General features: G+C 44.1%; 20 protein-coding genes and 2 riboswitches. Of the genes, 9 read left to right on the top strand and 11 right to left on the bottom strand.

Annotated elements, in window-relative coordinates:
* Positions 1 to 13: 13 nt before the first annotated feature.
* The 5 genes from U1P77_RS06680 to gcvT form a co-directional block, all read right to left on the bottom strand.
* Positions 14 to 565, bottom strand: coding sequence for an esterase/lipase family protein (locus U1P77_RS06680; RefSeq protein WP_414479052.1), 552 nt, complete (start codon positions 563 to 565; stop codon positions 14 to 16).
* 339 nt (positions 566 to 904) lie between these two features.
* A complete protein-coding gene (gene gcvP / locus U1P77_RS06675) occupies positions 905 to 3808 on the bottom strand; it encodes an aminomethyl-transferring glycine dehydrogenase (RefSeq protein WP_321156556.1) in 2904 nt (967 codons plus the stop codon).
* Between the two features lie 140 nt (positions 3809 to 3948).
* Complete coding sequence (locus tag U1P77_RS06670) at positions 3949 to 4671, bottom strand: nitroreductase family protein (protein ID WP_321156644.1); 723 nt, start codon at positions 4669 to 4671, stop codon at positions 3949 to 3951.
* A gap of 402 nt (positions 4672 to 5073) precedes the next feature.
* Positions 5074 to 5454 carry a glycine cleavage system protein GcvH gene (gcvH, locus tag U1P77_RS06665; RefSeq protein WP_201555282.1) on the bottom strand — a complete coding sequence of 127 codons (381 nt, stop codon included), beginning with the start codon at positions 5452 to 5454 and terminating at the stop codon, positions 5074 to 5076.
* Positions 5455 to 5522: 68 nt separating this feature from the next.
* A complete protein-coding gene (gene gcvT, locus U1P77_RS06660) occupies positions 5523 to 6716 on the bottom strand; it encodes a glycine cleavage system aminomethyltransferase GcvT (RefSeq protein ID WP_321156555.1) in 1194 nt (397 codons plus the stop codon).
* Between the two features lie 162 nt (positions 6717 to 6878).
* Positions 6879 to 7058, bottom strand: a riboswitch (glycine riboswitch).
* A 57-nt stretch (positions 7059 to 7115) separates the two neighbouring features.
* A riboswitch (glycine riboswitch) is annotated at positions 7116 to 7252 on the bottom strand.
* A gap of 403 nt (positions 7253 to 7655) precedes the next feature.
* Between gcvT and U1P77_RS06655 the strand changes: the two genes are divergently transcribed.
* From U1P77_RS06655 to U1P77_RS06635, 5 genes are all read left to right on the top strand, one after another.
* Positions 7656 to 7976, top strand: a complete 321-nt coding sequence (locus U1P77_RS06655; RefSeq protein WP_321156554.1) for a YcgL domain-containing protein — start codon at positions 7656 to 7658, stop codon at positions 7974 to 7976.
* A gap of 255 nt (positions 7977 to 8231) precedes the next feature.
* On the top strand, positions 8232 to 8885 hold the full coding sequence (locus tag U1P77_RS06650; RefSeq protein ID WP_321156553.1) for a hypothetical protein: 654 nt from the start codon (positions 8232 to 8234) through the stop codon (positions 8883 to 8885).
* Positions 8886 to 9237: 352 nt separating this feature from the next.
* Positions 9238 to 10104 carry an AAA family ATPase gene (locus tag U1P77_RS06645; RefSeq protein ID WP_321156552.1) on the top strand — a complete coding sequence of 289 codons (867 nt, stop codon included), beginning with the start codon at positions 9238 to 9240 and terminating at the stop codon, positions 10102 to 10104.
* 96 nt (positions 10105 to 10200) lie between these two features.
* On the top strand, positions 10201 to 11424 hold the full coding sequence (locus U1P77_RS06640; protein ID WP_321156551.1) for a vWA domain-containing protein: 1224 nt from the start codon (positions 10201 to 10203) through the stop codon (positions 11422 to 11424).
* A gap of 457 nt (positions 11425 to 11881) precedes the next feature.
* Positions 11882 to 13081 carry a globin domain-containing protein gene (locus U1P77_RS06635; RefSeq protein ID WP_321156550.1) on the top strand — a complete coding sequence of 400 codons (1200 nt, stop codon included), beginning with the start codon at positions 11882 to 11884 and terminating at the stop codon, positions 13079 to 13081.
* 858 nt (positions 13082 to 13939) lie between these two features.
* On the opposite strand, the gene U1P77_RS06630 is transcribed toward U1P77_RS06635, so the two are convergent.
* From U1P77_RS06630 to U1P77_RS06610, 5 genes are all read right to left on the bottom strand, one after another.
* Positions 13940 to 14746, bottom strand: a complete 807-nt coding sequence (locus U1P77_RS06630) for a phosphodiester glycosidase family protein (protein WP_321156549.1) — start codon at positions 14744 to 14746, stop codon at positions 13940 to 13942.
* Positions 14747 to 14749: 3 nt separating this feature from the next.
* Positions 14750 to 16525, bottom strand: coding sequence for an FMN-binding glutamate synthase family protein (locus U1P77_RS06625; RefSeq protein WP_321156548.1), 1776 nt, complete (start codon positions 16523 to 16525; stop codon positions 14750 to 14752).
* Positions 16526 to 16827: 302 nt separating this feature from the next.
* Positions 16828 to 17166 (bottom strand): DUF1131 family protein, encoded by a 339-nt coding sequence (locus U1P77_RS06620; protein WP_321156547.1) that lies wholly within the window; start codon positions 17164 to 17166, stop codon positions 16828 to 16830.
* Positions 17167 to 17191: 25 nt separating this feature from the next.
* The gene (locus U1P77_RS06615) at positions 17192 to 17407 is read right to left on the bottom strand and encodes a hypothetical protein (protein ID WP_321156546.1); all 216 of its coding nucleotides are present in this window, start codon (positions 17405 to 17407) and stop codon (positions 17192 to 17194) included.
* Positions 17408 to 17520: 113 nt separating this feature from the next.
* A complete protein-coding gene (locus U1P77_RS06610) occupies positions 17521 to 18348 on the bottom strand; it encodes an IclR family transcriptional regulator (protein ID WP_321156545.1) in 828 nt (275 codons plus the stop codon).
* A 207-nt stretch (positions 18349 to 18555) separates the two neighbouring features.
* Between U1P77_RS06610 and U1P77_RS06605 the strand changes: the two genes are divergently transcribed.
* Together U1P77_RS06605 and U1P77_RS06600 are read left to right on the top strand one after the other, a co-directional pair.
* Positions 18556 to 19740 (top strand): acyl-CoA dehydrogenase, encoded by a 1185-nt coding sequence (locus U1P77_RS06605; protein WP_321156544.1) that lies wholly within the window; start codon positions 18556 to 18558, stop codon positions 19738 to 19740.
* A gap of 195 nt (positions 19741 to 19935) precedes the next feature.
* Entirely contained in the window at positions 19936 to 21198 is a 1263-nt protein-coding gene (locus U1P77_RS06600; RefSeq protein ID WP_321156543.1) for a CaiB/BaiF CoA transferase family protein, read from the top strand.
* Between the two features lie 116 nt (positions 21199 to 21314).
* On the opposite strand, the gene U1P77_RS06595 is transcribed toward U1P77_RS06600, so the two are convergent.
* On the bottom strand, positions 21315 to 22085 hold the full coding sequence (locus tag U1P77_RS06595) for an IclR family transcriptional regulator (RefSeq protein ID WP_321156542.1): 771 nt from the start codon (positions 22083 to 22085) through the stop codon (positions 21315 to 21317).
* Between the two features lie 304 nt (positions 22086 to 22389).
* On the opposite strand from U1P77_RS06595, the gene U1P77_RS06590 reads away from it, so the two are divergent.
* Positions 22390 to 23868 carry an NAD-dependent succinate-semialdehyde dehydrogenase gene (locus U1P77_RS06590; RefSeq protein WP_321156541.1) on the top strand — a complete coding sequence of 493 codons (1479 nt, stop codon included), beginning with the start codon at positions 22390 to 22392 and terminating at the stop codon, positions 23866 to 23868.
* A gap of 139 nt (positions 23869 to 24007) precedes the next feature.
* Positions 24008 to 25279: a 4-aminobutyrate--2-oxoglutarate transaminase gene (gene gabT / locus U1P77_RS06585; RefSeq protein ID WP_321156540.1), complete on the top strand. Its 1272-nt coding sequence runs from the start codon at positions 24008 to 24010 to the stop codon at positions 25277 to 25279.
* Positions 25280 to 25396: the final 117 nt, after the last annotated feature.

The following is a 25396-nucleotide window of genomic DNA, read 5'->3' as shown; positions in this document are numbered from 1 at the left end:
GTTTAAGGCGCTATTACCTTTTAAACATTCCCTGCTGTAAGAAATATCCGGTTTGCTCAGCAACGGCAGCATCGATTAACATGCCTGTATGCGACACTGGCATAATTAGGTGGTCAGTAGCCGCTTCAAGTTTGGTCTCTTTCAAATACACTGTGCCATTATGTATAAGATGGTCATCCAGCAGCGGACTATCTGCTTTACGTAATTTGCGGTTATGATACTGCAGAAACAATTGCCCCAAACCCTTGGGGCGGTTTCCCGCAATTATACCCAAAGTGATATGCTCAGGTAATGGCGCTACCGTCCCATCTAAGGCGTCAATATACGATTTTCCTACCACAGCAGGCGTCAACCGCCAAATATAATCAGCACAAATACTACCAACATGCGGTGTGCCGAGTGTCACGCAGCGTCCAATCTGCCATTGCGGATAGTGACAAACAAAATCCCGGATAATAAGTCCACCCAAGCTATGACCGATAAGGTCTATCGGCTGGTCAGGATGATGATGTTGCTCAAGCCAATTATTGAGACGTTGGCTATTTATTTTTATACCATCACGCATACTACGATAACCGTATTAATGAGTATCAAACCCTTGCGCTTGTAAGCGCTTAGCGAGTGGGCGCATAATCCAGGCGGTTTGGTGCAAACCATGAATAAGAATAACGTGGCTCTTTTTGATTATTTTTTGCGGCATTGGTCAGTCCATAAAAGTTGTTTGGCTTAATGAATTAACTGGCGTTTTTATAACTGTATGGTTTTATTATAGCGTTAAATACCGATTTTAAGTGCTAAGTGCGGTCATTATTAATAGATAACAATAAACAAAAAAACCTCCAAGTCAGCTGCTGACTTGGAGGTTTATGTTATGGCCTAATTAAAAAGCTACCGTTATCGAAGACTACATGTAGTTTTCGATACTTGGGCAAGAACATCTTAGGTTCTTATCGCCGTAAGCATCATCAATGCGTGAAACACTTGGCCAGAACTTATGCGCGCGGACATAAGGTAGTGGGAATGCAGCAGTATCGCGGCTGTATGGATGTGACCATTCGCTATTAGTGATCATAGATGCCGTATGCGGCGCATTCACTAATGGATTGTCTTCATTTGTCCAGCCATCTTCGCCAGATTTGATTTTCATGGCTTCTTCTTGGATAGATTTTAGCGCACTGATAAAGCGGTCTAACTCTTCTTTTGATTCAGACTCAGTAGGCTCAATCATCAAGGTACCAGATACTGGGAAGCTCATGGTTGGGGCGTGGAAGCCATAATCCATTAAGCGCTTAGCAATTTCACTTTCACTAATGCCCGTTGCTTCTTTAAGCGGACGAATATCGATGATACATTCGTGCGCAACTTGTCCATTTTTACCAGCATAAAGAACAGGGTAATGATCTTTAAGCTCAGAGGCGACATAGTTAGCATTCAATAGCGCTAGATGGGTGGCCTCTAACAGACCATCACGGCCCATCATTGCAATATACATCCATGAGATTGGCAAAATACTTGCTGAGCCATAAGGCGCTGCCGACACTGCGGTTAAGTCTTTTTGCGCATTATGTACAGGGCTAATGGCATGGTTGGCCATGAATGGGGCTAAATGCGCCTTCATACCGATAGGACCCATACCAGGACCGCCGCCGCCATGTGGAATACAGAAGGTTTTGTGCAAGTTCATGTGTAGCACGTCTGCGCCCACATCAGCTGGTTGCATGATACCGACCTGTGCATTCATGTTAGCGCCATCCATATACACTTGACCGCCATGCTTATGGATAAGGTCACACATGATACGGATGCCTTCTTCGAACACACCATGCGTTGAAGGATAAGTGATCATCAAAGCGCCAAGATCTTTGCTGTGTTCTTCACATTTAGCGGTCAAATCATCAATATCAACGTTACCATTGTCATCGGTTTTAACCACAACCACTTTCATACCCATCATGACTGCTGTCGCAGGGTTGGTACCATGCGCAGATTTAGGAATGAGACAGATATCACGATTGGTCTCACCTAGAGACTCATGGTAGCGGCGGATAGACAATAGACCGGCATACTCACCTGAGGCGCCAGAGTTTGGCTGCATAGACACATCATCAAAACCAGTGATGGCTTTTAGTTGGTCTTGTAGGCTATCAATCATGTCGATATAACCAGTGACTTGGTCACGTGGTGCAAAAGGATGCACGTTGGCAAACTCAGGCCAAGTGATAGGCAGCATCTCACTAGTCGCATTCAGCTTCATAGTACAGCTACCAAGCGAAATCATACTACGGTTCATCGCCAAATCTTTATCTTCAAGCGATTTTAAATAACGTAGCATTTCATGCTCGGTATGGTGCGAGTTAAAGACCGGATGACTCAAAATAGCGTCAGTACGTAGATGCGCTGCCTCTAAAGATACAGTCGCATCTTCAGGTAAGTCATGCGATTTGCTTACGAATAATTGGGTTAAGACGTTAAAGTCTTTTTGATCGCTGATTTCATTAAAAGCAACGCTTAATTTGGTGTCACCAAGACGCCATAAGTTATAGCCAACATTGTCCGCATTTTTAAAAATTTGCGTGGCCAATTTTTCTGAACCACAGTCAACAACGACGGTATCAAAGAATTGCTCATGCACCACATTCAAATCACTATTACTGTCATCAGTGGTCCGGATGACCTCAGCAAAGGCAGTCGCGAAAGCATGGATGCGAGTAGCAATGCGCTTAACGCCACTTGGACCATGATAGACGGCATACATACCAGCTAGGTTGGCTAGCAATACTTGCGAAGTACAGATGTTTGAGTTGGCTTTTTCGCGGCGAATATGCTGCTCACGCGTTTGTAGCGCCATACGTAGGGCAGGGTTGCCATGCGCATCTATTGACACCCCAATGATACGACCAGGTGCTGAGCGTTTGGCTTTGTCTGAGAATGCAAAGTAGGCGGCATGTGGACCACCAAAGCCCATAGGAATACCAAAGCGCTGCGTGCTACCTAGTGCGACGTCGGCACCCATATCAGCGGGTGATTTTAACAATACCAAGCTCATGATGTCACTGACAACTGAGGTATAAGTTTTGTTTTTCTTCACGGCACTAATAACGTCCGTTAAATCTTTAACATCGCCTTCATGACCGACATATTGGAAGATCGCACCGAAGTAGTCGCCAGATTTAGCCAATTCAAAATCACCAACGATAACGTCCCAACCAAAATACTTAGCACGGGTACGGATAACGTCTAACGTTTGTGGGTAAATGCGCTCATCAACGAAGAACTGGTTTGATTTGCTTTTGCTCATACGCTTAGACATTGACATGGCTTCAGCCGCTGCCGTTGCTTCGTCAAGTAGCGAGGCACCTGCCATTTCAAGGCCTGTCAAATCAATACAAACTTGCTGGAAGTTAAGCAACGCTTCTAGACGACCTTGAGAGATCTCAGCTTGATAAGGGGTGTAAGCGGTGTACCAGCCTGGATTTTCTAACACGTTACGTTGAATAACCGCTGGCATACGTACAGGTGAATAACCTTGGCCGATATAGCTTTTATTAACGGTGATTTTGTCTGCCATCACACGCAATCTAGCAAGGGCGCCGTGTTCACTCATCGCTAGTGGTAAATCTAATTCTTTATGTAAGCGTACTGGCTCAGGCACAGTATCGTTGATAAAGCTTGCCATATCATCATAACCAACCGCTTTTAGCATATCGGCTTGTTTGCTATCATTAGAGCCTAGGTGGCGATAGACAAATTCAGATTCGTTGAACAGTCCTTTAAAGGTATCAAAGGTAGGTTTTTCAGAGGTAGTCATGACAGTCCTTAGTAGCGCCGATAAAAAAGGCGGTAAGTATGGTGAAAAAATAAGTATAGTAAAAATGAGTAGGGTAAAAGTGTCTTGGTAAATTTAAACTGAGTCGTTAATAAGCAACGAACTGCTTAATGCACCATTAGTTAAACGTAATGCACAAACTGCTCTTGATCAAAGCGATACTGCGAACTATAAATGCCATTATCGGCACGCTCACCAGCGCCAATCATCATGACAATATGGTGATCGTCACTCAAGCCTAATAATCGCTTCATCGCTGGCTCATCGAAGCCGCCCATTGGACAGCTATCAAACCCATGTGCTCGCAGTGCCAGCATTAGGTTTCCGGCGGCAAGAGAGGTGTTGTTGGTCGCCCAATTTTTGACGTCTTCAAAGGTATAATAAGGCGATTTAATCGGCCCTTTTACCTGTCTGAAAACTTGAGTAGCACCCCATTTAGCGACTGATACCACATTGACTGGACCCCGCAAAAAATCCATGGCCACTACTTTGGTGTAGTAGTCTTTGACCTTTTTTGGTACCGGCGTATCAGGGTATTCACGCAAAATTTGCTGGGCGTGATCATGCCAATTATTAGTGCGTGCAACGACTGCTATCAAGCGTGCTGATGTTTTAGCCGCATTTTGATTCATACAGTTTTTGATAGCGCGCTGGCGATTGTCAGCACTATCGATGACATAAAACGCCCACGGCTGTAGATTGCTAGAGTTTGGCGCTAGCATGGCTAAGCGTAGACAATCTGCTAATACATCGTCAGGAATTGGGGTGTCAGTAAAACGTCGTACTGAACGGCGCGACTCTACTATGTCGCGAAACGCTTGCAGTTGCGGCGTATGGTCAGGCATAGCTATGCGGTTTGCTTTATCTGTACCCGCACTAGCACTTTGCTGGTTGGAACCTTGATGAGACGATGGCGAGTTTTGCGCATCGAGCGCATCGGTTTGATTGGCATTCGTATCGGCTGGTTTCATAGATGACTCCAGAGCAGGGTAGCAGATAATGGATGTAAAAAAGATGACAGCATTGAGCTGTGAATAGTATTAAGGACTGTTGAATAAGCGCCATTAAATAACCGCTATGAGCATGAACAGCAGAAAATACGCTCAAAAAAAGCTGCTTGTTATCAGATACTGTCTATTGTTGCATGCATTGTTAAGTAATGGCAGATACCAACTGGTGTTAATATCTGCAAGTTTGCAATAATCTACCTTGCAATAATTTATAAAGCTTAATACCAAATGAGCAACTTATAGCTCGTTTTCATACTCATCAGCACTCATTAGCGCCTCATAGTCTTCCATGTTGTCAGGCTTCATTCTAAAGAACCAACCTTCACCATACGGGTCTGAGTTGATGATTTCAGGGTCATCCTCTAAGCTTTCATTGACAGCAACGACTTCACCTGAGATAGGCGCATACACATCAGATGCCGCTTTTACAGACTCAACGACTGAGATTTCTTCATCAACAGAGATGTTGGCACCCACTTCTGGCAGCTCAACAAATACCACATCCCCTAATAAATCTTGGGCATGGTCAGTGATACCAACGGTAATGGTACCGTCGTCTTCAAGGCGTAACCACTCATGGCTGGCGATATATTTCAATTCTGCTGGGACATTACTCATAGGGTCTCTCCTAAGTGATAGAGGTTGTGGAAAATTAATGGGTATAAATTAAAAGCTATAAAGTTTAATTACGAATCAAACTGTTGCTTACCATTACGGACAAAAGGTAGCTTAAGAACACGGACATCGACGAATTTTCCTTTACCGCGCAAATCAATTTGTACATTATCAACGTCTGATAAGCTAGCAGGAACACGCGCTATGGCGATAGAGTTTTTTAGGCTAGGAGAGAAGGTGCCGCTAGTAATGATACCTGTCTGCTCGTTATCTGTCCCTTGATTGATGGTGACTGCCATGCCTTCACGTAACACGCCACGGCTGGTAAGTAACAGGCCGACTTGTTTCATCGCGGTATGGTCATCTTTAGTTTGTTTGCGCTTACTGACTAGTGCTTCGCGACCAACAAAGTCACGGTCATCTTTCAGTGCTAGCGTCCAACCCATGTTGCACTCATAAGGGCTGATGGTCTCATCCATATCGTGACCATAGAGGTTCAGACCCGCTTCCATGCGTAGGGTATCACGTGCACCAAGACCGGCAGGCTTAATACCGTTTTCTTTTAATTGCTCAAAGAACGCGGGCGCATCATCGGCATGCATGATGACTTCAACGCCATCTTCTCCAGTATAGCCCGTGCGTGCGACAAACCAGTTCGGACCTTCGATATCAGTCAGGTCAGCACCAACAAAAGGCGTTATTGTTGCAAGGGTATCAGCCCAGCTGGGTTTGGCTTGTGCCAGTTTTTCAACCGCATTGGGTCCTTGAACCGCAAGCATAGCAAGCTCTGTACGCTCAGTTAGCTGAACGTCAAAATCTTTAGCTACTTTTTCGAACTGTGCCATGTCTTTATCGCGAGTAGCCGCGTTTGATACGATACGGTATTCAGTTTCGTCGCTATTAGTCAAATAGACGATTAAGTCATCGATGACGCCGCCTTGCTCGTTGAGCATGGGAGAATATAAGGCTTTACCGACAATTTTTAGCTTATTGACATCATTGGCTAATAATTTCTGAAGCCATGCTTTGCTGCCTGTACCCTTAATATCAACAATGACCATATGCGAGACATCAAAAATACCGGCATCAGTACGGACCGCTTCATGTTCTTCGATTTGTGAGCCGTAGTTGATAGGCAATTCCCAGCCAGAAAAATCCACCAGTTTGCCATCACTATCGACGTGAGACTGGTAGAGGGGCGTGCGCTGAGGGGCTTGGTTGTTAGTATCTTGAGTATTGGTGTCTTGGGTATTAGTATCGGTCATAACAAATCCTTATGTATACGCCATCAGCACTCGTTAAGTACGATATGAGATAGGCATCATCAGTAGCGAGAATCAAGCTTACAAGGTGCAAGCATTGCGGTAAAGGGTGGCACAAAACAATAAAGCAGTAAGCAAAACAGACGCTGAACGTCGGTTTAAGCAAAAGCCCTATCTGTCCTGTGACCTGAGATTTTCAACACGTTCCGTACATTATGCACGCTCAATATGAGCTGGCCTCGATATAACCCTAAAGATTATAAGCCTAAAGCGTATGGTAACGCATTTTCTCCCCTTCGGTGGGTAAGGCGTCGTCCGTCCTTACCGCTCTCCAGATTTGTTATACCTTATGTTTGAAGTTGCAAAACGCCAATAAGTGAGATGCAAATAAACAGTATGGGTATGTGTCTTTCAGTCCTTTTACCTGAGCGATTAGCAGGGTGGATGCGCCTTCGGTGGTCTTATAGCAGATTTAGACGGCTTAGTTGCGGACAATAAACGCGGCGTCTTGCTATAAAACTCTCTCCTGAAAAACGCTTTTATTATGAAAGGTTCATAGCCGTTTTACAAGTCATCAAACGGATTAAAGTTAATAAACTTAGTAAAAGACCGTTATTTTGCTAATATTAAGCGCTAAAACGCTTATAAGATAAGGATTTGTGTTTTATTAATGATTTAAAAATACGGCTGCTAAATTAATCATCGCAATTCATTACAGGACTGAATAGGATAATAGGCGATGGTAACAATACTAAGAGTAATATTACCAAGACGTCACCCCAATAACGTATGTCGATACGTAAAGCGACTATTGATGGCAAAGTAAATTATGCTAGGCTACGATATTATTAGGGTCATTATTCATAAGTGTTCTAATGGCCGTTTTGATAAATACTGTAATCCGTATTTTGTTTAGTTTCTAATGTTTGATAGGGTACCTTTATGCATTGTGATATTTATAAATTTACCAAGCGTGATGATCTGTATGTTTATATTGCACGTCCCGACTATCCTGACGATACGGATGAGATTAAGGACTGGCTAGGCGTATTACCCAAAGACTTCCGCACTGGTTTGGGGGTCAGTAAGTTTGTGATGCATCTGGATTTGGGTGCCACACCAACGCTTGCTCGTGTTGATAAACAAGAGGTGCTTGCCAAGTTAACCTCGCAAGGATATTTCGTACAAATGCCACCGCAAGATGTCATGCGTCGCCAAGCAGAGCTACGCGCTCTCGAGGCTCAAGACAATATATACGACTAATACGTTTCTTCTAAAGAGCCTATGATCATTGATATACCGACAACAATTGCTGTTGAAAAAATTATTGATGAGCAGTTTGTCGCATGCATTTCGGCATAAAGTCGTGCTAAACTAGCAACCTATCAAGCGCACACGTCACTTCTGTATTCAGTTTTTCAAAAGTATAGCCGTTCTAACAGTACGACAGAATGTACTATAAGCTATTGAAGACAAAGACGCGTCGCGCGACTTATAAAAGCAGGTAACTAAACACGCATGGACTGGTTAAAAAATCTCTTCCAAATCCTACCTTTGGAAACCATCAGTGACATCCTCGGCGAGCTTGTCATTTGGTGGAGCCAGATGGTAAAAGACGTCCCACCTGCTGATCTGCCGATGTATGCTTACCTTGGCGGCGCTATTGTGGTGCTGATATTATGGCTGCTTGTCGCGCGCGTTTTGCCACGTCCCCTCGGTGGCATGAGCTGGATGGTATTATTTGCCGTTTTGTTGGCGCCAGGTACCGCACTGGATGATTCTAGTTTGATTGCGCCAGCCAGTATCAGCGTGGTCTATGCGGTCATGATGAAAGATATGGCCGCTGCCGTGACTAATGCGTTACCCATCTTAGTGGTGTTGGTGGTGGGCCTGTTCATTGGTTTTGTCTGGCAGCTGATACGCGGTGCTTTTGAGTCAAGCTTGGAAAAAGCACGTCGCCGCAGCGCTGAAGATACCCAAGCTAATATGCAACTGGCGACGGGTAATTATCTGACCGAAGATACTGATGAGCCATTACCTGTGGTGATTCCTGAGTCTGATATTAGCGCAAAAAAAGACATTGAATTGACAAAAAATTCTATTATTAAAAAGCCTACCGTTGAAGAGTCTATAGAGCCGCTCGATAATGAGGTAAAAGATAAGAAGCTGTGATGCTTTAGCTGTCTTTATAAATAGATTCTTTATAAGTACATTTTTTATAACTACATTAGAAGACACCTTGGCGTGTCTTTTTTTATGGGGATTAGCTATTCGGGTCATTAATTGAATGTCGCTTATTGACAATAAGTAATCTCAATAATAAATGAGCTTAGTAAAATAAATGAGCTTAGTAATAAGTTATTGCAGCTAGAAACTACGAACGCACGAGTACTTTGGCATTTAAGAGGGCTGTGCTAGTCTTAGCCATTATTCACCTAATTTGCCGATAGTTGGCTTTTTTAATGCCGGCAACTGCTTTATCGCAACCACCTTTTATATTAATAACAACGACTGAGATTTGACCATGACCACTGCTAACAACACTACTAAACCAAGCTTTACCGGTACCGACAGTTATATTGCCACCGATGATTTACAACTGGCGGTCAATGCTGCTATGACCTTGCAAAAGCCACTACTGATTAAGGGTGAGCCGGGTACCGGTAAGACTTTACTTGCCGAGGAGGTCGCTGCCAGCTTGGGTATGCCGTTGATCACCTGGCATATCAAATCGACTACCAAAGCTGAGCAAGGCTTATACGAATATGACGCAGTATCACGCTTGCGAGATTCGCAATTGGGCGATGATAAAGTTTATGAGATTGGCAATTATATCAAGCCGGGTAAACTCTGGGATGCTTTTACTAGTAAAGAGCGCAGTGTATTGCTTATTGATGAGGTTGATAAAGCAGATATTGAGTTTCCAAATGATTTACTACATGAGCTGGATAAAATGTCGTTTTATGTCTACGAGACCGGCGAGACCATTACCGCTGAGCAGCGCCCAGTAGTGATTATCACCTCTAATAATGAAAAAGAGCTGCCGGATGCATTCTTGCGTCGTTGCTTCTTCCATTATATTGACTTCCCTGAAGAGCAAACCATGCGTCAAATTATTGACGTGCATTTTCCTGATATTCAAGAAAAACTGGTCAACGATGCGCTGGATGTTTTTTATAAGCTGCGCAATATTCAAGGGCTAAAAAAGCCACCATCAACCTCAGAGCTGGTCGATTGGTTAACGTTATTACTTGCTGACGATATGGCGCAAGCTGAGCTGGAAGAAAATTTGCGTGGCGAAAAATCGATTCCGCCACTATATGGGGCACTGCTCAAAAACGAAGCCGATGTCAGCTTGCTCCAGCGCTTTGCCAATATGATGCGCCGTTAATCAACGGACAACTAAATCGCACTGTCGCCATGATTTGAGCCTATAAATACTAAGGTTCAATCATAACCCCATCAGCCAATATGTGATGCGTAGCTTATGTTTATCAAATTATTTTATACCTTGCGCACTTACGGCGTGCCCGTTAGCACGCGTGAACTGCTCGACCTAAATGCGGCGCTGGAGCAGGGGCTCATGATGCAGCCTCATCCTAATAATCCAGAATTGCGCGATTTTGCCAGTCGGGAAGATATGTATCGGCTGATTCGTCTGTGTATGGTCAAAGATGAGCGTCATTTTGATAAGTTTGATCGGGCGATGGCCGATTATTTTGAAGGGGTCGATAGTCTAGACACTGATGAGCTGTTGGCAAAGCTGACTGACATTCCCAAAGAATGGTTAGACTTAAAGCTCGATCCCAAAAATCTGACGGAAGAGCAGCGGCGTTTACTTAAAAAATACGGCTCACTTGAAGAATTGATGAAAGCTTTAGAGGAACGCTTAAAAGAGCAAAAAGAGCGACATCAAGGCGGCAGTAAATGGGTGGGAACGGGTGGCACCTCGCCATTTGGTGCTTATGGTGATCATCCTGAAGGCGTGCGCGTGGGCGGTGAGTCCCGTAAGCGCAGCGCAGCAAAAGTCTGGGAGCAGCGCAAATATCGCAATCTTGATGACGATAATCTATTAGGTACGCGCCAAATTCAGATGGCCCTACGTAATCTGCGTCAATTTGCGCGCACCGGTAGCGCTGATGAGCTAGATATTAAAGAGACTGTCAAGCGTACCGCCAAAAAAGGCGTGCTCGACATTCATATGCAGGCTGAGCGCCGTAACCGTGTCAAAGTGCTGATGTTGTTCGACGTTGGCGGCAGTATGGATGTGCACATTGAAGCGTTAGAGAAGCTATTTTCTGCGGCCAAAAATGAATTTAAGACTTTAGAATTCTTTTACTTTCATAACTGCCTGTACGATTACGTTTGGAAAGATAATGATCGCCGGCACAGTGCGCCCATGACAACTTTCGACCTACTCAATAAATATGGCCGTGAATACCGGGTGATATTCGTTGGTGACGCGTCAATGTCACCTTATGAGCTGATGTCAGTGGGCGGTAGCGTTGAATATATGAATAATGAAGCGGGCGTGGTTTGGCTCAAAAGAGTGCTGGAGCATTTCGATAAAGTGGCATGGCTCAACCCTGAGAATACCGCGCATTGGCAATATACTCAAACTATTGTCGAAATTAAAAAAATATTTGATAATCAGATGTATCCGATGACTCTACATGGAGTGGAACAAATGACGGCGCATTTGGCGCGGTAGCAATATAAAAATGACTATCGCTTATCAATGTTACTTATGAGAGTCATTGGTAATAATGGGTACTGGCACAATATTGAATTATAAAAAAAGCAGTCACTATAAACTCTATAGTGGCTGTTTTTTTTGGTCAGAATATATCAGTTTTTACCTCAGTCATGACTTTTCGGTTCACATGACTGATACATACCATCAGTGCGCCTGTTTAGTGTTTTGGTCGGCGTTATTAAATTTTTAGAAAGAAAATTCATCATAGAAACAATAAAATTGGTGATATAGCATTGGTATATTAGCAGAAATATGATAAGATTCATTTAAAATGAATCTTATAGCAACGTTTTGATTAATCGGCCATGACAGGTTAGTTATTGTCTGCAAAGTCTAGTTATCGTTGCCAACTTAAGCCTATCAACCTAAGCACCTCAACCTATCAATGTGATGACTCACTAAGAGAAATATAATGGCTTCCCCCCAAACGATAGAAATTGTAAAAGCAACTGTCCCTGTACTTGAAGAACATGGGACTGCTATCACCAAAGTATTCTACAAGAACATGTTTGCAGCCCATCCTGAGCTGCTAGATATCTTTAATGAAACCAACCAAAAGCTAGGACGTCAACAGAACGCACTAGCCTCGACGGTGTTAGTAGCGGCCAAAAATATTGAACATTTAGCTGTTCTACTACCGGAAGTAACGGGCATCAGTCATAAACATCGCGCCCTACAAATCCTACCAGAGCATTATCCTATTGTTGGCAAATACCTTATTGGCGCTATAAAAGAAGTGCTTGGCGAGGCGGCGAATGATGACATTATCGATGCTTGGACAGAAGCCTATGATGAGATTGCTGACGTCTTTATTCAGCTTGAAAAGAATATGTATAAAGAGGAGTTGTGGGAAGGCTTTGCCGCGTTTAAAGTGGTCGAAAAAGTAGCTGCTGCCACTGATATTGCCGCGTTTACCGTTGTTCCAGTCGATGATGCTTCAATAGAAAACAGCCAAAATATTGATCTGAGTAAACTTAACCTAACTGCCGGTCAATACATCACCGTAAAAACGGATCCTAAAGATAGCGACCATTTAGCACTACGTCATTATTCTTTATATTCAGCAAATACTGACAAAGGTATCCAGTTCGCAGTCAGACGTGACAATCGCGATGAGCATCGTGGATTGGTCTCTAATTATTTACATGACCATCTACAAGTTGGCGAGACGGTAATGTTATCTGCACCTGCAGGTGATTTTGCTTTAAATAAAAAGCTGATGACCCAAAATGATATTCCCTTAGTGCTTATCAGTGCTGGGGTCGGAGTAACGCCTATTTTGTCTATGTTAGAGGCGCAAGTAGCGACTAATCCTCAGCGACCTATCATTTGGGTTTATGCTTGTCAGAATAAAGATCATCATGCCTTTGATGATAAGGCCTATCAGCTGTTAGCGTCAGCAGAAAAAGTTGAAAAAAATATTTTCTATTTTGACGAAGGGCAAATACTAGATGAGGCGTGGCTGGCTACTCTACCAGAACCAGCAGATATTTATGTTTGCGGATCCATGCCATTTATGGAAAGTATTATTGATGGCTTAACTAAGCTAGATCATGGTGTTGATAGCGTTCACTATGAACCATTTGGCCCTAAAATGAGTCTTGGTAGCTAGCATTTAAAGCCAGTTTTGAAAGGTAGACCTAAAGAAGCCGCTGTAAACACTAAAGTTAATGCAAGCGCAAATGAGAGAAAAGCAATTATGATGACAAAGTCATTTTAGGTGCTTTTTTATGAGTGTTTCATATACTTAGGGTAAAGATAGTTTTTCTCTTATTGAAATCTAATAGGGCGTGTTGAACATTCGACCATAGCACTGACAGAGACTATTTTTTAGGCGATTCAAAGTCAAAAGTATCTAGTTTAGTCGTTCTAAGCGGATAGTTTTGATAAAGTAGCGGCAAAAAAGAGTCCTGTCCAACTGCGAGCATAGCTCTTGTCTTGCGGACGGGCAAAGCAGTGCTTTGCTTACTCCGTCCTCAGGGCTGATGCTAAAACTGCCCCCCCCCAGCTATTCATGAGCAGTGTGTAGCAAACCTAGCTAAGGCATCTGCATTATCGTCAATTTGCCTCTTGTCTGGAACACTTTTAGCTATCAGCAGTGCCCATTTGTGAATGTTCAACATGCCCTAATAAACGCTAAATTTTTTTGTTGCTTCTAACTACTAAGCTCATGCTAGTAGTATAAAACCTTAGTTTACAACTAACTTATGATCACTTTTTAGGTGACTCAACATGAAAAATAAACCCGTACCTTTAGGTCAGTTTTAAATTTCTATATAACAATTGCCTTATATAGTCGATTCAAAACAAAAGAGAGTCACTTATAGCAACGTGCTGCTGGTATAAATTTTTCTGGTGTGTTGTTCGCAAGCGTGACAGAGGCTGCAAAAAATTATACCAGTAGCACTGTACCGTTTCCAAATTGAATTAACTATATGCAGTTGCAATGAAGCAATTTCTCGCTTAGTAATTACTTATTCTTAACCACCCCAATCATTACGCCCATCTCTTTTTTATCATGCCGATTAATACTTGGTGCATATAAAGCTGAGGCGATACCGCCATCTAAAAATAGCGCGTTCGGACAGTTCAGTTTATCTTTAAATAACGCAGCGAATTCATAAAAGTTCACTGGCTCATCACTGTTAACGAACTGTATGCTGCCGTCCGTACAGACGCCCGCACCATTGCGAAACTTTAGTGAGGTGCTCTCAGGATTAAACTTGGGATGAATGGCGTCATTGATAACTAGCATAGGACCTGATTGAGTCGCAAACCAAGGCTTAGCTGTACCTTGTTCTCGTTGTTGTTGCAGTGCATTGCTTTCAGTGATTTCCACGTTACCAGACTGGTCCCACCACATTACACCATTGGGCAATAGATGAAAGTTACCGCCACCTTCTTTTAAATTCAACGAGAGTATTTCTTCCCCATCAATAACAGTATAACCAATCGGGGCGTAGCGCTTATTATACATACCGGCATTCATTGCAAAAGCTAATGTTTGCGAAGGCGGCAAGGTGGTTAATAATTTATCAAAAGTGAGTAATGGCTGCGTACTGTCAGACTTTTGCCAAAACAGCTGTAGCGAGTAGCGACCCGTGGCTAACGCCTTCGCATCAACGCGACAAGCGCTATAAGCAAAGGGTGCATTGTGTGTTTGACACCACCAGTCCGATGTTGCTGAGCTGGCAGTATCTGTCACTGAGGGCTGGCAGGCACTGATAATTACAGCAAGCAAAACGACAGCGGAAGCAGTAAAAATATTAGGAAGCATGAATTACTTATCTTCTGTCAGGTTGATATTCGTTGTTGCAGTAATCTCACCAATAGTTTTTGTGTCTGTTTTTGCGGTTGGGGCTTTGGTTTCCTTGCCCTTGTCCCGCGAGTCTTTATTATAAGCAATCCGGGCATCGTTATCCGCTAAGAAGCTTTTGGGGTCTGCCATGACCCACATTTGATTGAACACATCTGCACGGGCACTATGGTTAAGTAGCGCCCCCTCATCCGTAAAATAAAAGAACTTAGACAGCAGCTTAATTTGCCCATCATCTAAGCGTCGCGCGATATGATAAGGCTGCAACTGACTGGGGTGTTGCAGACCAACTGCGCCTACGATACTGGCGAGTGACTTGAGCGTGTTCTTATGAAAGCTTGCCACGCGTTCAGCTTTACTCGGTACATCGAGCGCCATTTGGCGATAGGGGTCTTGGGTGGCAACGCCAGTTGGACAGGTGTTGGTATGACAAGTGCGTGACTGAATACAGCCTACCGCAAACATAAAGCCACGTGCGGAGTTACACCAATCTGCGCCCAGTGCCAGCAAACGGGCAATATCAAAGCCAGATACGATCTTGCCACTGACGCCAAGCTTGATTTTGTCACGGATACCGGCACCAACTAAGGTGTTGTGTACCAGTAAGAAACCATCAACCAGTGGCATACCGACATTGTCCATAAATTCGACAGGTGCAGCTCCTGTACCGCCTTCAGCGCCATCAATAACGATAAAGTCAGGATAGTTGTCAGCTTCAATCATGGCTCTAACAATTGCCATGAACTGCCAGGGCTGCCCAATACATAGCTTAAAGCCGACCGGCTTACCTTCTGATAATTGACGCAATTGCTGCCAAAATGCCACCAACTCACGCGGCGTACTAAAAGCGGTATGAGAGGAGGGCGACACGCAGTCTTTCCCAAGGGGCACTTGACGGGTATCTGCTATTTCTTGAGTGATTTTTTCGGCGGGTAGCACGCCACCTTTACCGGGTTTGGCACCTTGTGACAGCTTGATTTCAATCATTTTTACTTGGGAATCAATTGCTTTTTCGGCAAAGGTTTGCGGATCAAAGTCACCGTTAGCATCGCGGCAACCGAAGTAACCGGTGCCCAGCTCCCAGATTAAGTCACCACCGAACTTACGATGATGATCGCTAATCGCCCCCTCACCGGTATCATGAGTAAAGCCGCCCATCTTCGCACCTTGATTCAGCGCCATAATGGCATTGGCGGACAGACTGCCAAAGCTCATCGCCGAGATGTTGAACACAGACATATCATGCGGCTGCTGACAACGCTCACCGCCAACACTGATGCGGAAATCTTGGTTCTCTAAAGGTTGGCTAATAGTGGACTGCAAAAACCATTCTTTACCGTGTTTATATAGATCATCAAGCGTCCCAAAAGCATTGGTATCGCTAACATTTTTGGCACGTTGATAGACCAATGCGCGTTGCTGGCGCGAAAATGGCACTTGTTCCTTATCATCCTCTAACAGATATTGGCGAATTTCAGGACGAAAGTCCTCAAGCACATAGCGAATATGGCCTGCGACGGGATAGTTGCTTAATATGGCGTGCTTCGATTGAAGCAAATCATAAACACCCAAACCCACACCAAGCCCGCCAATAATAATTAGCCACCAGTTAAACAGCAACAGCCCTGCTAAGAATAGCAATATAGCCGCGCCAAAGGTGCTATAGCGCAGTAAAACTCCGATAAGATACGGAGAGTCATATTTGGGCTTAGGGTTTAGATTGGTACGAGATTGGGGCATAGCGACGCTCAACTATAAAACATAGAAGTTAAAAAGATAGAAATTAAAAAACGCAGTAATTATTGATAACATATAAAAGCTAATAATAGATAAAAGCAGCATCTCCCAACCGTTGATATTCATGATTTAGAGGTCAGCCAGCTCTATTTTAACTTATAATTAACGCGCATATTATACGCTGATAAGATCATGGCTTAGGGATGATTGAGTAACAGTATGCTAACGCTGTCTTCACTGAATGAGATTATGGGTTAAGTTTTCAACGAATACTAATTTAATTTAGCTCAGTCTATTTAGTTGGCTTAAACACAGCCTTCTTGCGACATCAATCCATCTTCGTTACCAATACTTATATTAATGACGACATCATGGTTTAAATCATATCGGGTGCCGACACGCTGCCCTTCTTCTACAGTCCAATAGTACATATTGATGAGTTTGTCATCAGGACCACTAAAAGGGCTGTCGATGATTTCTGGCGTCTGACCTTGGTGCTTAGCATAGACTTGGCTAAGACTGTCACCAACCTTAACCCCAGAAGCAGAGGGAATATCTGAATCATTGATAGTTATTTTGACGACTTTATCATCTATAATCAGCAGCCGGTATGGCTTTGTTCTGTACTGAAAAACAACGGTCAAAACTTGAGGGGGATTTGCTCAGTTTTTACGAGTCGAAAGTATCCCCAATTTTTGTGCTACCGATGCTATCTTTAGTAAAAACATTAGGAGGAGAGATATCCGTAGTGGTACGGTCATCAACCCTAACTTTAGTATCGGCATCAGTGATAGTATCTGATGGTGGGGCACAGGCTGCTAAGGATAATATAAGAGCAGTTAGCAGTCCTGTCATCTGGTACGAGCTTGAATATAAAGTTATCATTATTTTTCCTATTTTTCAATAGTATTAGTATTTTACTACAGGTAACTCCCCACTAAAGTCAATTTGATATTTTTTATAGTTGGAGCTGTTATCTTTCTTGTTAAAAAACCGATCTAAGCTCCGTGCCCAATCCTCTCAGCAAGCGCCTGCAACTTGGGCACAATCATCGCTGCATAGTCTTCTGCTTGCCAATTAGCACGGGGTACACTGGCATTTAACGAATAAGCATAGTGTCCAGTGGCGACATCAAATACTCCTACCGCAACGGCTAAAATATCCGTAGAGAACTCTCCATCAGATAGCGTATAACCATGCGTATCATAATAGGTTGAGGCGTCAGCTAATGTCGTTTGCGCTTGTTCAAACTCATCCTTAGATAAGTGAGTTTGTAAATTAGCTGTTATCACTGCTTGGCGAGTGGGCGTACTGATTGCATAAAAGGCACGTCCTATGGCAGTACGTGCGACCGGCACCGCCGAGCCGACTTGCAAATTCACTGATAAGCGGGCAGGACTACGGCAGCAGGCCAGATAACGCATTTCTCCTTCTATTTCTGTGGCTAAATTCACCGACACTTCATTCTGGCTGGCAAATTGACGTAATAACGGTTCAGCAAAGGCTACCACATCATGACGACTCCAAGCTTGCGCGCTCAATCGCACCGCGCTGCTACCTAGGCGATACTGTCCCTCTACCGTTGTGCGTAAAAATCCAAGCGTCGTTAAGGTATAAATCAGACGGGTAACCGTCGCTTTGGGCAATAAGGTCAGCTGACACAACTGCTGATGACTGAGTTGTTCGTGATGCTCAAACCCAGCCAATAAGGTCAATCCGCGTCCAAGAGCGGTGACGAATTGTCTATCCTCATCGACTTTACTTTGGGCGAGCGTATCGTTCATTCGAGCTAAAAACGGTTTAGCTGTCGGTAATATTTTTGTCATTTTATAGCCATGTATTGAGTTAAAGGTTTACAAAGAATAGAAATTTTGTTTAAATGGTTCATAATATGAAACTAAGTTTTGCATAGTGGAACAAACAATTCAAGTGCTAGATTAAATATTAAGTAAGTTTCAATCCTTCATGATTTAAATATTAATGAAGCCCAACACTATTCGTTAGTCAGGACGACTGACACCAAGGAGAACAACATGGCAAATTCCACCAGCCCACGTTTTGATTGGGAAGATCCGTTTTTATTGCGTGATCAGCTGACTGACGAAGAGCGTATGGTTACCGACACCGCACACCAGTTCTTTCAAAAAGAATTAATGCCGGGCATTATTGAAGCCAACCGTAATGAGCATTTTGATCGCAATATTATGCGTCAGATGGGAGAAATGGGCTTGCTTGGCGTTACTATTGAAGGCTACGGCTGTGCTGGCTTGTCGAGTGTCGCTTATGGGTTGCTCGCTAAAGAAGTTGAAGCAGTGGATTCAGGCTATCGCTCAGCAATGAGTGTGCAGTCGAGCTTGGTTATGCATCCGATACATGAATATGGTACTGAAGAGCAAAGAGAAAAATATCTCCCTAAGCTGGCAACTGGCGAATATGTGGGCTGCTTTGGTCTAACAGAATCAGACTCTGGCTCAGATCCATCATCAATGACAACGCGTGCCCGCAAAGTCGATGGCGGCTATGAGATGACTGGTAGCAAAATGTGGATTACCAATAGTCCTATCGCCGATGTGTTTGTCGTTTGGGCAAAAGACGATGAAGGCGACATTCGTGGTTTTATCTTAGATAAAGGCATGAAAGGTCTATCTGCCCCCAAAATTGAAGGCAAATTCTCGCTACGCGCCTCAGTCACGGGTGAGATTGTTATGGACAAAGTATTCGTCCCCGAGGCCAATGCTTTTCCAGACATTCGTGGCCTGAAAGGTCCTTTTGGTTGCTTAAACAAAGCCCGTTATGGCATTGCATGGGGCTCGATGGGCGCCGCTGAGTTTTGCTGGAAAGCTTCGCGCCAATATACCCTTGATCGTGTTCAGTTCGGCCGTCCGCTTGCAGCGACCCAGTTGGTACAGTTAAAGCTTGCTAATATGCAAACTGAAATCACCTTAGGTTTGCAAGCGGCGTTACGTGTTGGTCGTCTGATGGATGAGCATAATGCTGCGCCTGAGATGATCTCTCTTATTAAGCGTAATAACTGTGGTAAAGCATTGGACATCGCGCGTGTTGCCCGTGATATGCATGGTGGTAATGGTATCTCTGATGAATACCACATCATCCGCCACGTGATGAATCTAGAGGCCGTCAACACTTATGAAGGAACCCATGATATTCATGCGCTTATCTTAGGCCGCGCGCAGACTGGTATCCAAGCGTTTTTTTAACGGCTATTAGTAATATTTTTGCATGATTAACGTACGTTACTGTCTGGCGCTTAAGAGAGTGCTTCACACTTAGTAGCGTGCGTTTTTTATCGTTTGGACTAAAAAATTAAGAACAAATAATTTGAGTATCAGCGCTTTAAGCATGAGTGTCTTAATGATAAGCACTAAAATGTATATAAAAAATAAGGGACTATTATGACCGTAGCCATGACTGAACCATCGAAGTCAGAACTCGCTTGTGCTGCTGCTAACGCTAATAGTGATGACGCGCGCCAAGGAGCGTTACAAGGTATTAAAGTATTGGACTTATCTAGAGTGCTGGCGGGTCCATCATGTACTCAAGTTTTAGCTGATTTGGGCGCAGAAGTGATTAAAGTAGAACGTCCACGTCTTGGTGATGAGACCCGTCATTGGGCGCCGCCCGCATTTATCGATAATACTTCCGCATACTACGCCACGATCAATCGCAACAAAAAATCGCTTACCGTTGATATCAAAACTGCAGCAGGGCAGGCCATTATAAAGCAGCTCGTCGCTGACAGCGATATCGTGGTTGAGAACTTTAAAGTAGGTGGTTTAAAAAAATACGGCTTAGATTATGACAGCCTTAAGCAAACCAATCCGCGACTGATTTATGCTTCATTGACAGGCTTTGGTCAGACAGGGCCAGATGCCAAGCGTCCCGGTTATGACTATATTATTCAAGGTTTATCGGGGTTAATGAGTATTACTGGTCCTAGTGATGGCGAACCGCATAAGGTCGGCGTGGCCGTAGTGGATTTGTTTGCCGGATTACAGCTCACTATTGGTATTCAAGCGGCATTGTTGGCGCGGCATAATACTGGCCGCGGGCAGCAGGTCGATGTAGCCTTGTTAGACAGTGCGCTTTCGATGTTGGCCAATGTTGGTATGAATCATTTGGCGTCAGGTGAAGTGCCACCAAGGCTGGGCAATCAACATCCCAATATCGTTCCTTACCAAGTGTTTTTGGCTGAGGGTGATCAGCATTTTATTTTAGCCTGTGGCAATGACCAACAGTTTACCAAGCTATGTGACGTATTAGGGGTCGATTGGCAGGAAGACCAACGTTTTGCGACCAATCCAGCACGGGTTACGAATCGTGATCTGCTCTGCGGCTGGCTGGTGGATAAATTTGCACAGCAATCGCGTGAGCATTGGCTTGAGATTCTCCATCAAACAGGCATACCTTGCGGCCCTATTCATAATGTGGCTGAAGCGCTAGCGATGCCGCAAGCACAAGCACGTGATATGGTGATTGATTTTATGGCGCAAGGCAGTCCGGTTAAAGTGCTGGGTAATCCCATTAAATTATCTGAGTCGGCTGTTACCTACCGCTCGCCGCCGCCAAGCTTAAGTGAACATACCGACAGTACGCTAGCAGCCCTTGGCTATGATAGCGACACGATAGCCAAACTAAAAGCCGACGGTATTGTTTAATCTAATTGTTTAATGGCCTGTTTTTTGAGTTGCTTAAGCGGTCTATTTGCTTAAGCAACTTAATAAGCTGTTCTTCAAAATAGGCCATAAAGTCAAAGAGCGTCAAGGCTACATCGCTACCTTATGCCATCAGCGCAAAACCCCAAACGTTGCTCCATTTGCTTGGCCAATTCAATCAGTACAGTACTGACCTCATCACGCTTAGACTCGTATTCTGCCTGCAAAAAACTGACTGCCATACCCGCGACCGCATTGCCCGATGCATTGCGGATATACGTGCCCAAGCAGTACATACCATCACGCAGCTGTCCATCATCTAGTGAGATGCGGCTGCTATGAATGGCGGTAAGCTCGCGAGATAAGGTATCAAAATCACGCACCCCATTCGGAGTCATAGGCTCAGGTAAGACCCCTTCGTATATAGACTTGATAGTGTGCATAGGAAGCGTTGAAAGTATGGCTTTGCCTGTCGCCGAAAATACGGCCGGTACCCGCACACCCGCGCGAAAAGTGAAACCTAGCGAGGCAGGTGCTTCATGACAGGCTAAGAATACCACCTCGCCCAAGTCCAGCTTGGAGAGCGTCACCGTGTGTTGTAACAACGTAGGATACTGCACAATCAAATCTTTAAATAATTGAATAACCCCTTGCTGCTGCTCGTATTTCCCTGCCCAATAAAGTAAATACGAGCCCAAATGAAAGCGGCTTTCGGTGTCTTTATAGATGACGTGTTTAGCCAATAAACTGTGCAAAATATTATGGGTTGAGCTACGTGCCAGTCCTAGTTGCTTAGCAATATGGGCGGCAGTCAAAGGTTGCGGACTAGCAGTAATTAAGTCTAAAATCTGAAAAGTTTTGTCCAAGGCAGGAACAGTAGTGGTGTTCATAAGGGCTCTATAGCAGTGAATAGGAGTCAAAAAAATTGTAAAAAAGCTTAAAATTACGATAAAAGCAGGAAAAGGGTTGCAAAATGGAAGACATCATTCTTATAATGGTGTCTCATATATGGAATTAACGTTCAGTATATTGAACAATCCATTGATTATCAATAGCTATTCTTAACTTATGGTTCTAATCCTCACAATTTTATTGAAACTATTCGCTATGTGGTGGTTTATCTATGACTGTCTATGTAATTTCACTATTAACCATTATAAATAAGCATCACGCTTAAGAACAAGGAACGTTACTATGTCAAAAAATACTACAAACACCACGCTACAGCTATCAAATCCAGATCTGCTTAAACAACAGTGCTTAATTAAAGACGGCTGGCATGATGCTAGTGATGCCGCCACCATTGAGGTGTGCAATCCATTTAGCGGTGATGTCATCGGTAGTGTTCCAAGCCTGACTCAACAAGATGTGAATGATGCTGTGGCATTTTCGCATGAAGCACAAGGGTCTTGGGCGGCAAAAACAGCACAAGAACGGTCACTGCTACTGCAAAAATGGGCGGACCTTATTGATGAAAATAAAGAAGACTTAGCCATCATCATGACCGCCGAGCAAGGCAAGCCTATAAGCGAGTCACGCGGTGAGATTGGTTATGCCAACAGCTTTATCCGCTGGTTTGCTGAAGAGGCCAAACGCGTTTATGGTGATGTTATTCCAGCGACCCAGTCGCAGCTGCGTTATGTGATTTTGAAGCAGCCTATTGGTGTTTGCGCGGCGATTACCCCTTGGAATTTTCCTGCGGCAATGATTACGCGTAAAGCCGCACCGGCAATAGCGGCAGGCTGTACTATTATCATCAAGCCTGCCACTGAAACCCCGTTTTCAGCATTGGCGCTTGGCGTATTGGCAGAGCAAGCAGGTATTCCAGCCGGTGTTGTCCAAGTAGTTACTGGTAAATCTTCAGTGATTGGCGACATTTTAACTGGTGATGCCCGTATCCAAAAACTATCGTTCACAGGCTCTACTGAAGTTGGTCGTACCTTGATGGCGCAGTGTGCACCAACCATCAAAAAACTGTCACTAGAACTGGGTGGTAACGCGCCTTTCATCGTTTTTGATGATGCCGATTTAGAAAAAGCCGCAGATGGCCTTATTGCTTCCAAATATCGCAACGCGGGTCAAACCTGCGTGTGTGCCAACCGTGTATACGTCCAAGCCAGTATTAAAAACAAGTTTTTAGATATTTTCGTCAAAAAAGTTGCTGAACTCAAAGTCGGTAATGGAGCAGATGAAGGCGTGAATATTGGACCGTTAATCAATACTGCCGCGCTAGAAAAAGTCCAAGCCTTATTAAAAGACGCCCTTGATAAAGGCGCAACGTTAGTGACTGGTGGCGATACCAATAACGCCTCTAAGCTGAGCTTTAACCCAACCGTGTTGACTGATATCAGCGCAGATATGGACATTGCCAGCGAAGAGATATTTGGTCCTATTGCATCAATATTTACTTTTGAGAGTGAAGAAGAAGTGATTCGCGCTGCTAACGATACCATTTATGGTTTGGCCGCTTACTTCTACAGTAGCGAATTTTCACGCGCATGGCGTGTTACTGAAGGGCTAGAGTACGGCATGGTTGGACATAATACGGGCATGATCTCTACCGAAGTTGCCCCATTTGGCGGCGTGAAGCAGTCAGGTTTTGGCCGTGAAGGCTCAAAATATGGTATTGAAGAGTATGTTGTAACTAAATACTGGTGCAGTGACATCAGCTAGTTTTGCTCATTTAGCCTAGCAATTAACTTAGTTTTCAGGTGCTAAAGGATACGACTGCTTTCTATCGTTTGCCACCCATCACATAAACCGCTATTAACTAAATAGTGCTTACTTTAAATATAAAGAAAAGGACGTTCTCATGAGTACTACTAAAGTTACCAATCAATCTTTGCTTGAGCGCCGTAAAGCGGTATTGCCAACTGGACTTGGCGTAGCCTTTCCTATCTTTGCTGAGCGTGCCAAAAACTCGGAAATTTGGGATGTAGAAGGCAAGCGTTATATCGACTTTGTTGGTGGTATCTCAGTACTGAATACCGGACATAGCCATCCAAAAATTATCCAGCGTGTACATGAGCAAATCGATAAATTCACTCATACCGCCGCACAAATGATCAACTACGAGAGCTATGTTGAGCTTGCTGAAAAGCTTTGCGCAGCCGTACCTATTAGTGGTGACAAAAAAGCTTTCTTTTTAACCACTGGCGCTGAAGCGGTCGAAAACGCGATCAAAATCTCTCGCGCAAAAACTGGCCGTCCAGGGGTTATCTCTTTCGTTGGTGGCTGGCACGGTCGCACCTTGATGTGCATGAGCTTGACCGGTAAGGTTATTCCGTACAAAAAAGATTTTGGTCCAATGCCAGGTCCTGTTTTTCATGCGCTATTTCCTGCTGAAGAGCTCAATGTTACTGAGGCGCAAGCGCTACATAGCCTTGAGATGATCTTCCAGGCCTCAATTGATCCGAGCGAAGTAGCGGCAATGATTATTGAGCCGGTACAAGGTGAGGGCGGCTTCCATCAAGTCACCCCATCATTTGCCAAAGCGTTACGCGCTATCTGTGATGAGCACGGCATCGTGTTGATCTTTGATGAAGTCCAGTGCGGCTTTGCTAGAACCGGTACCTTATTCGCTACTGAACAACTGGGTGTTGAGCCCGACTTAATGACCAGCGCTAAGAGCTTGGCTGGTGGCTATCCGATATCGGCGGTTATTGGTCGCGCTGATATCATGAATGCCCCGCAAATCGGTGGTTTGGGCGGTACTTATGCGGGTAACCCGCTAGCTTGCGTCGCAGCCTTAGCCGTAATAGAGGTAATTGAAGAAGAAAATCTACTTGAGCGCAGCATTGAGATTGGTGACAAAATCGAGTCATTCTTAAAAGAATTAGATCTTAATAGTATCGGTCACATCCGTCATAAAGGCGCAATGCTGGCTTTTGAATTGATCGATAGTGATGGCAAGCCAGATAGTAATGCCACGGCTAATTTAAAACAGAAATGTTTTGAGCAAGGTTTACTGTTGGCTTCTTGTGGTATGCATGGCAACGCCATTCGCTTCATGGTGCCATTAACAGTTGAAGATGAAGTGCTGCAAGAGGGTCTGGATATTATTGGCGGCATTCTAACCGCTTAATTCATACTGCATGCTTATTTACTGTACTCATGTATAGCTTTTAATTAAATATTTAATTTTAGTTAACAGGTTATATTGTTACTCTAACAGCAAGGTTGCTCTTAGAGCACTCGCTCT

Origin of the sequence: Psychrobacter sp. LV10R520-6 (genome assembly GCF_900182925.1) — a bacterium.
Taxonomy (GTDB): Bacteria; Pseudomonadota; Gammaproteobacteria; order Pseudomonadales; family Moraxellaceae; genus Psychrobacter.
The sequence above is the reverse complement of the archived record's forward strand: the minus strand, read 5'-3'. Positions and strand labels throughout refer to the sequence as shown.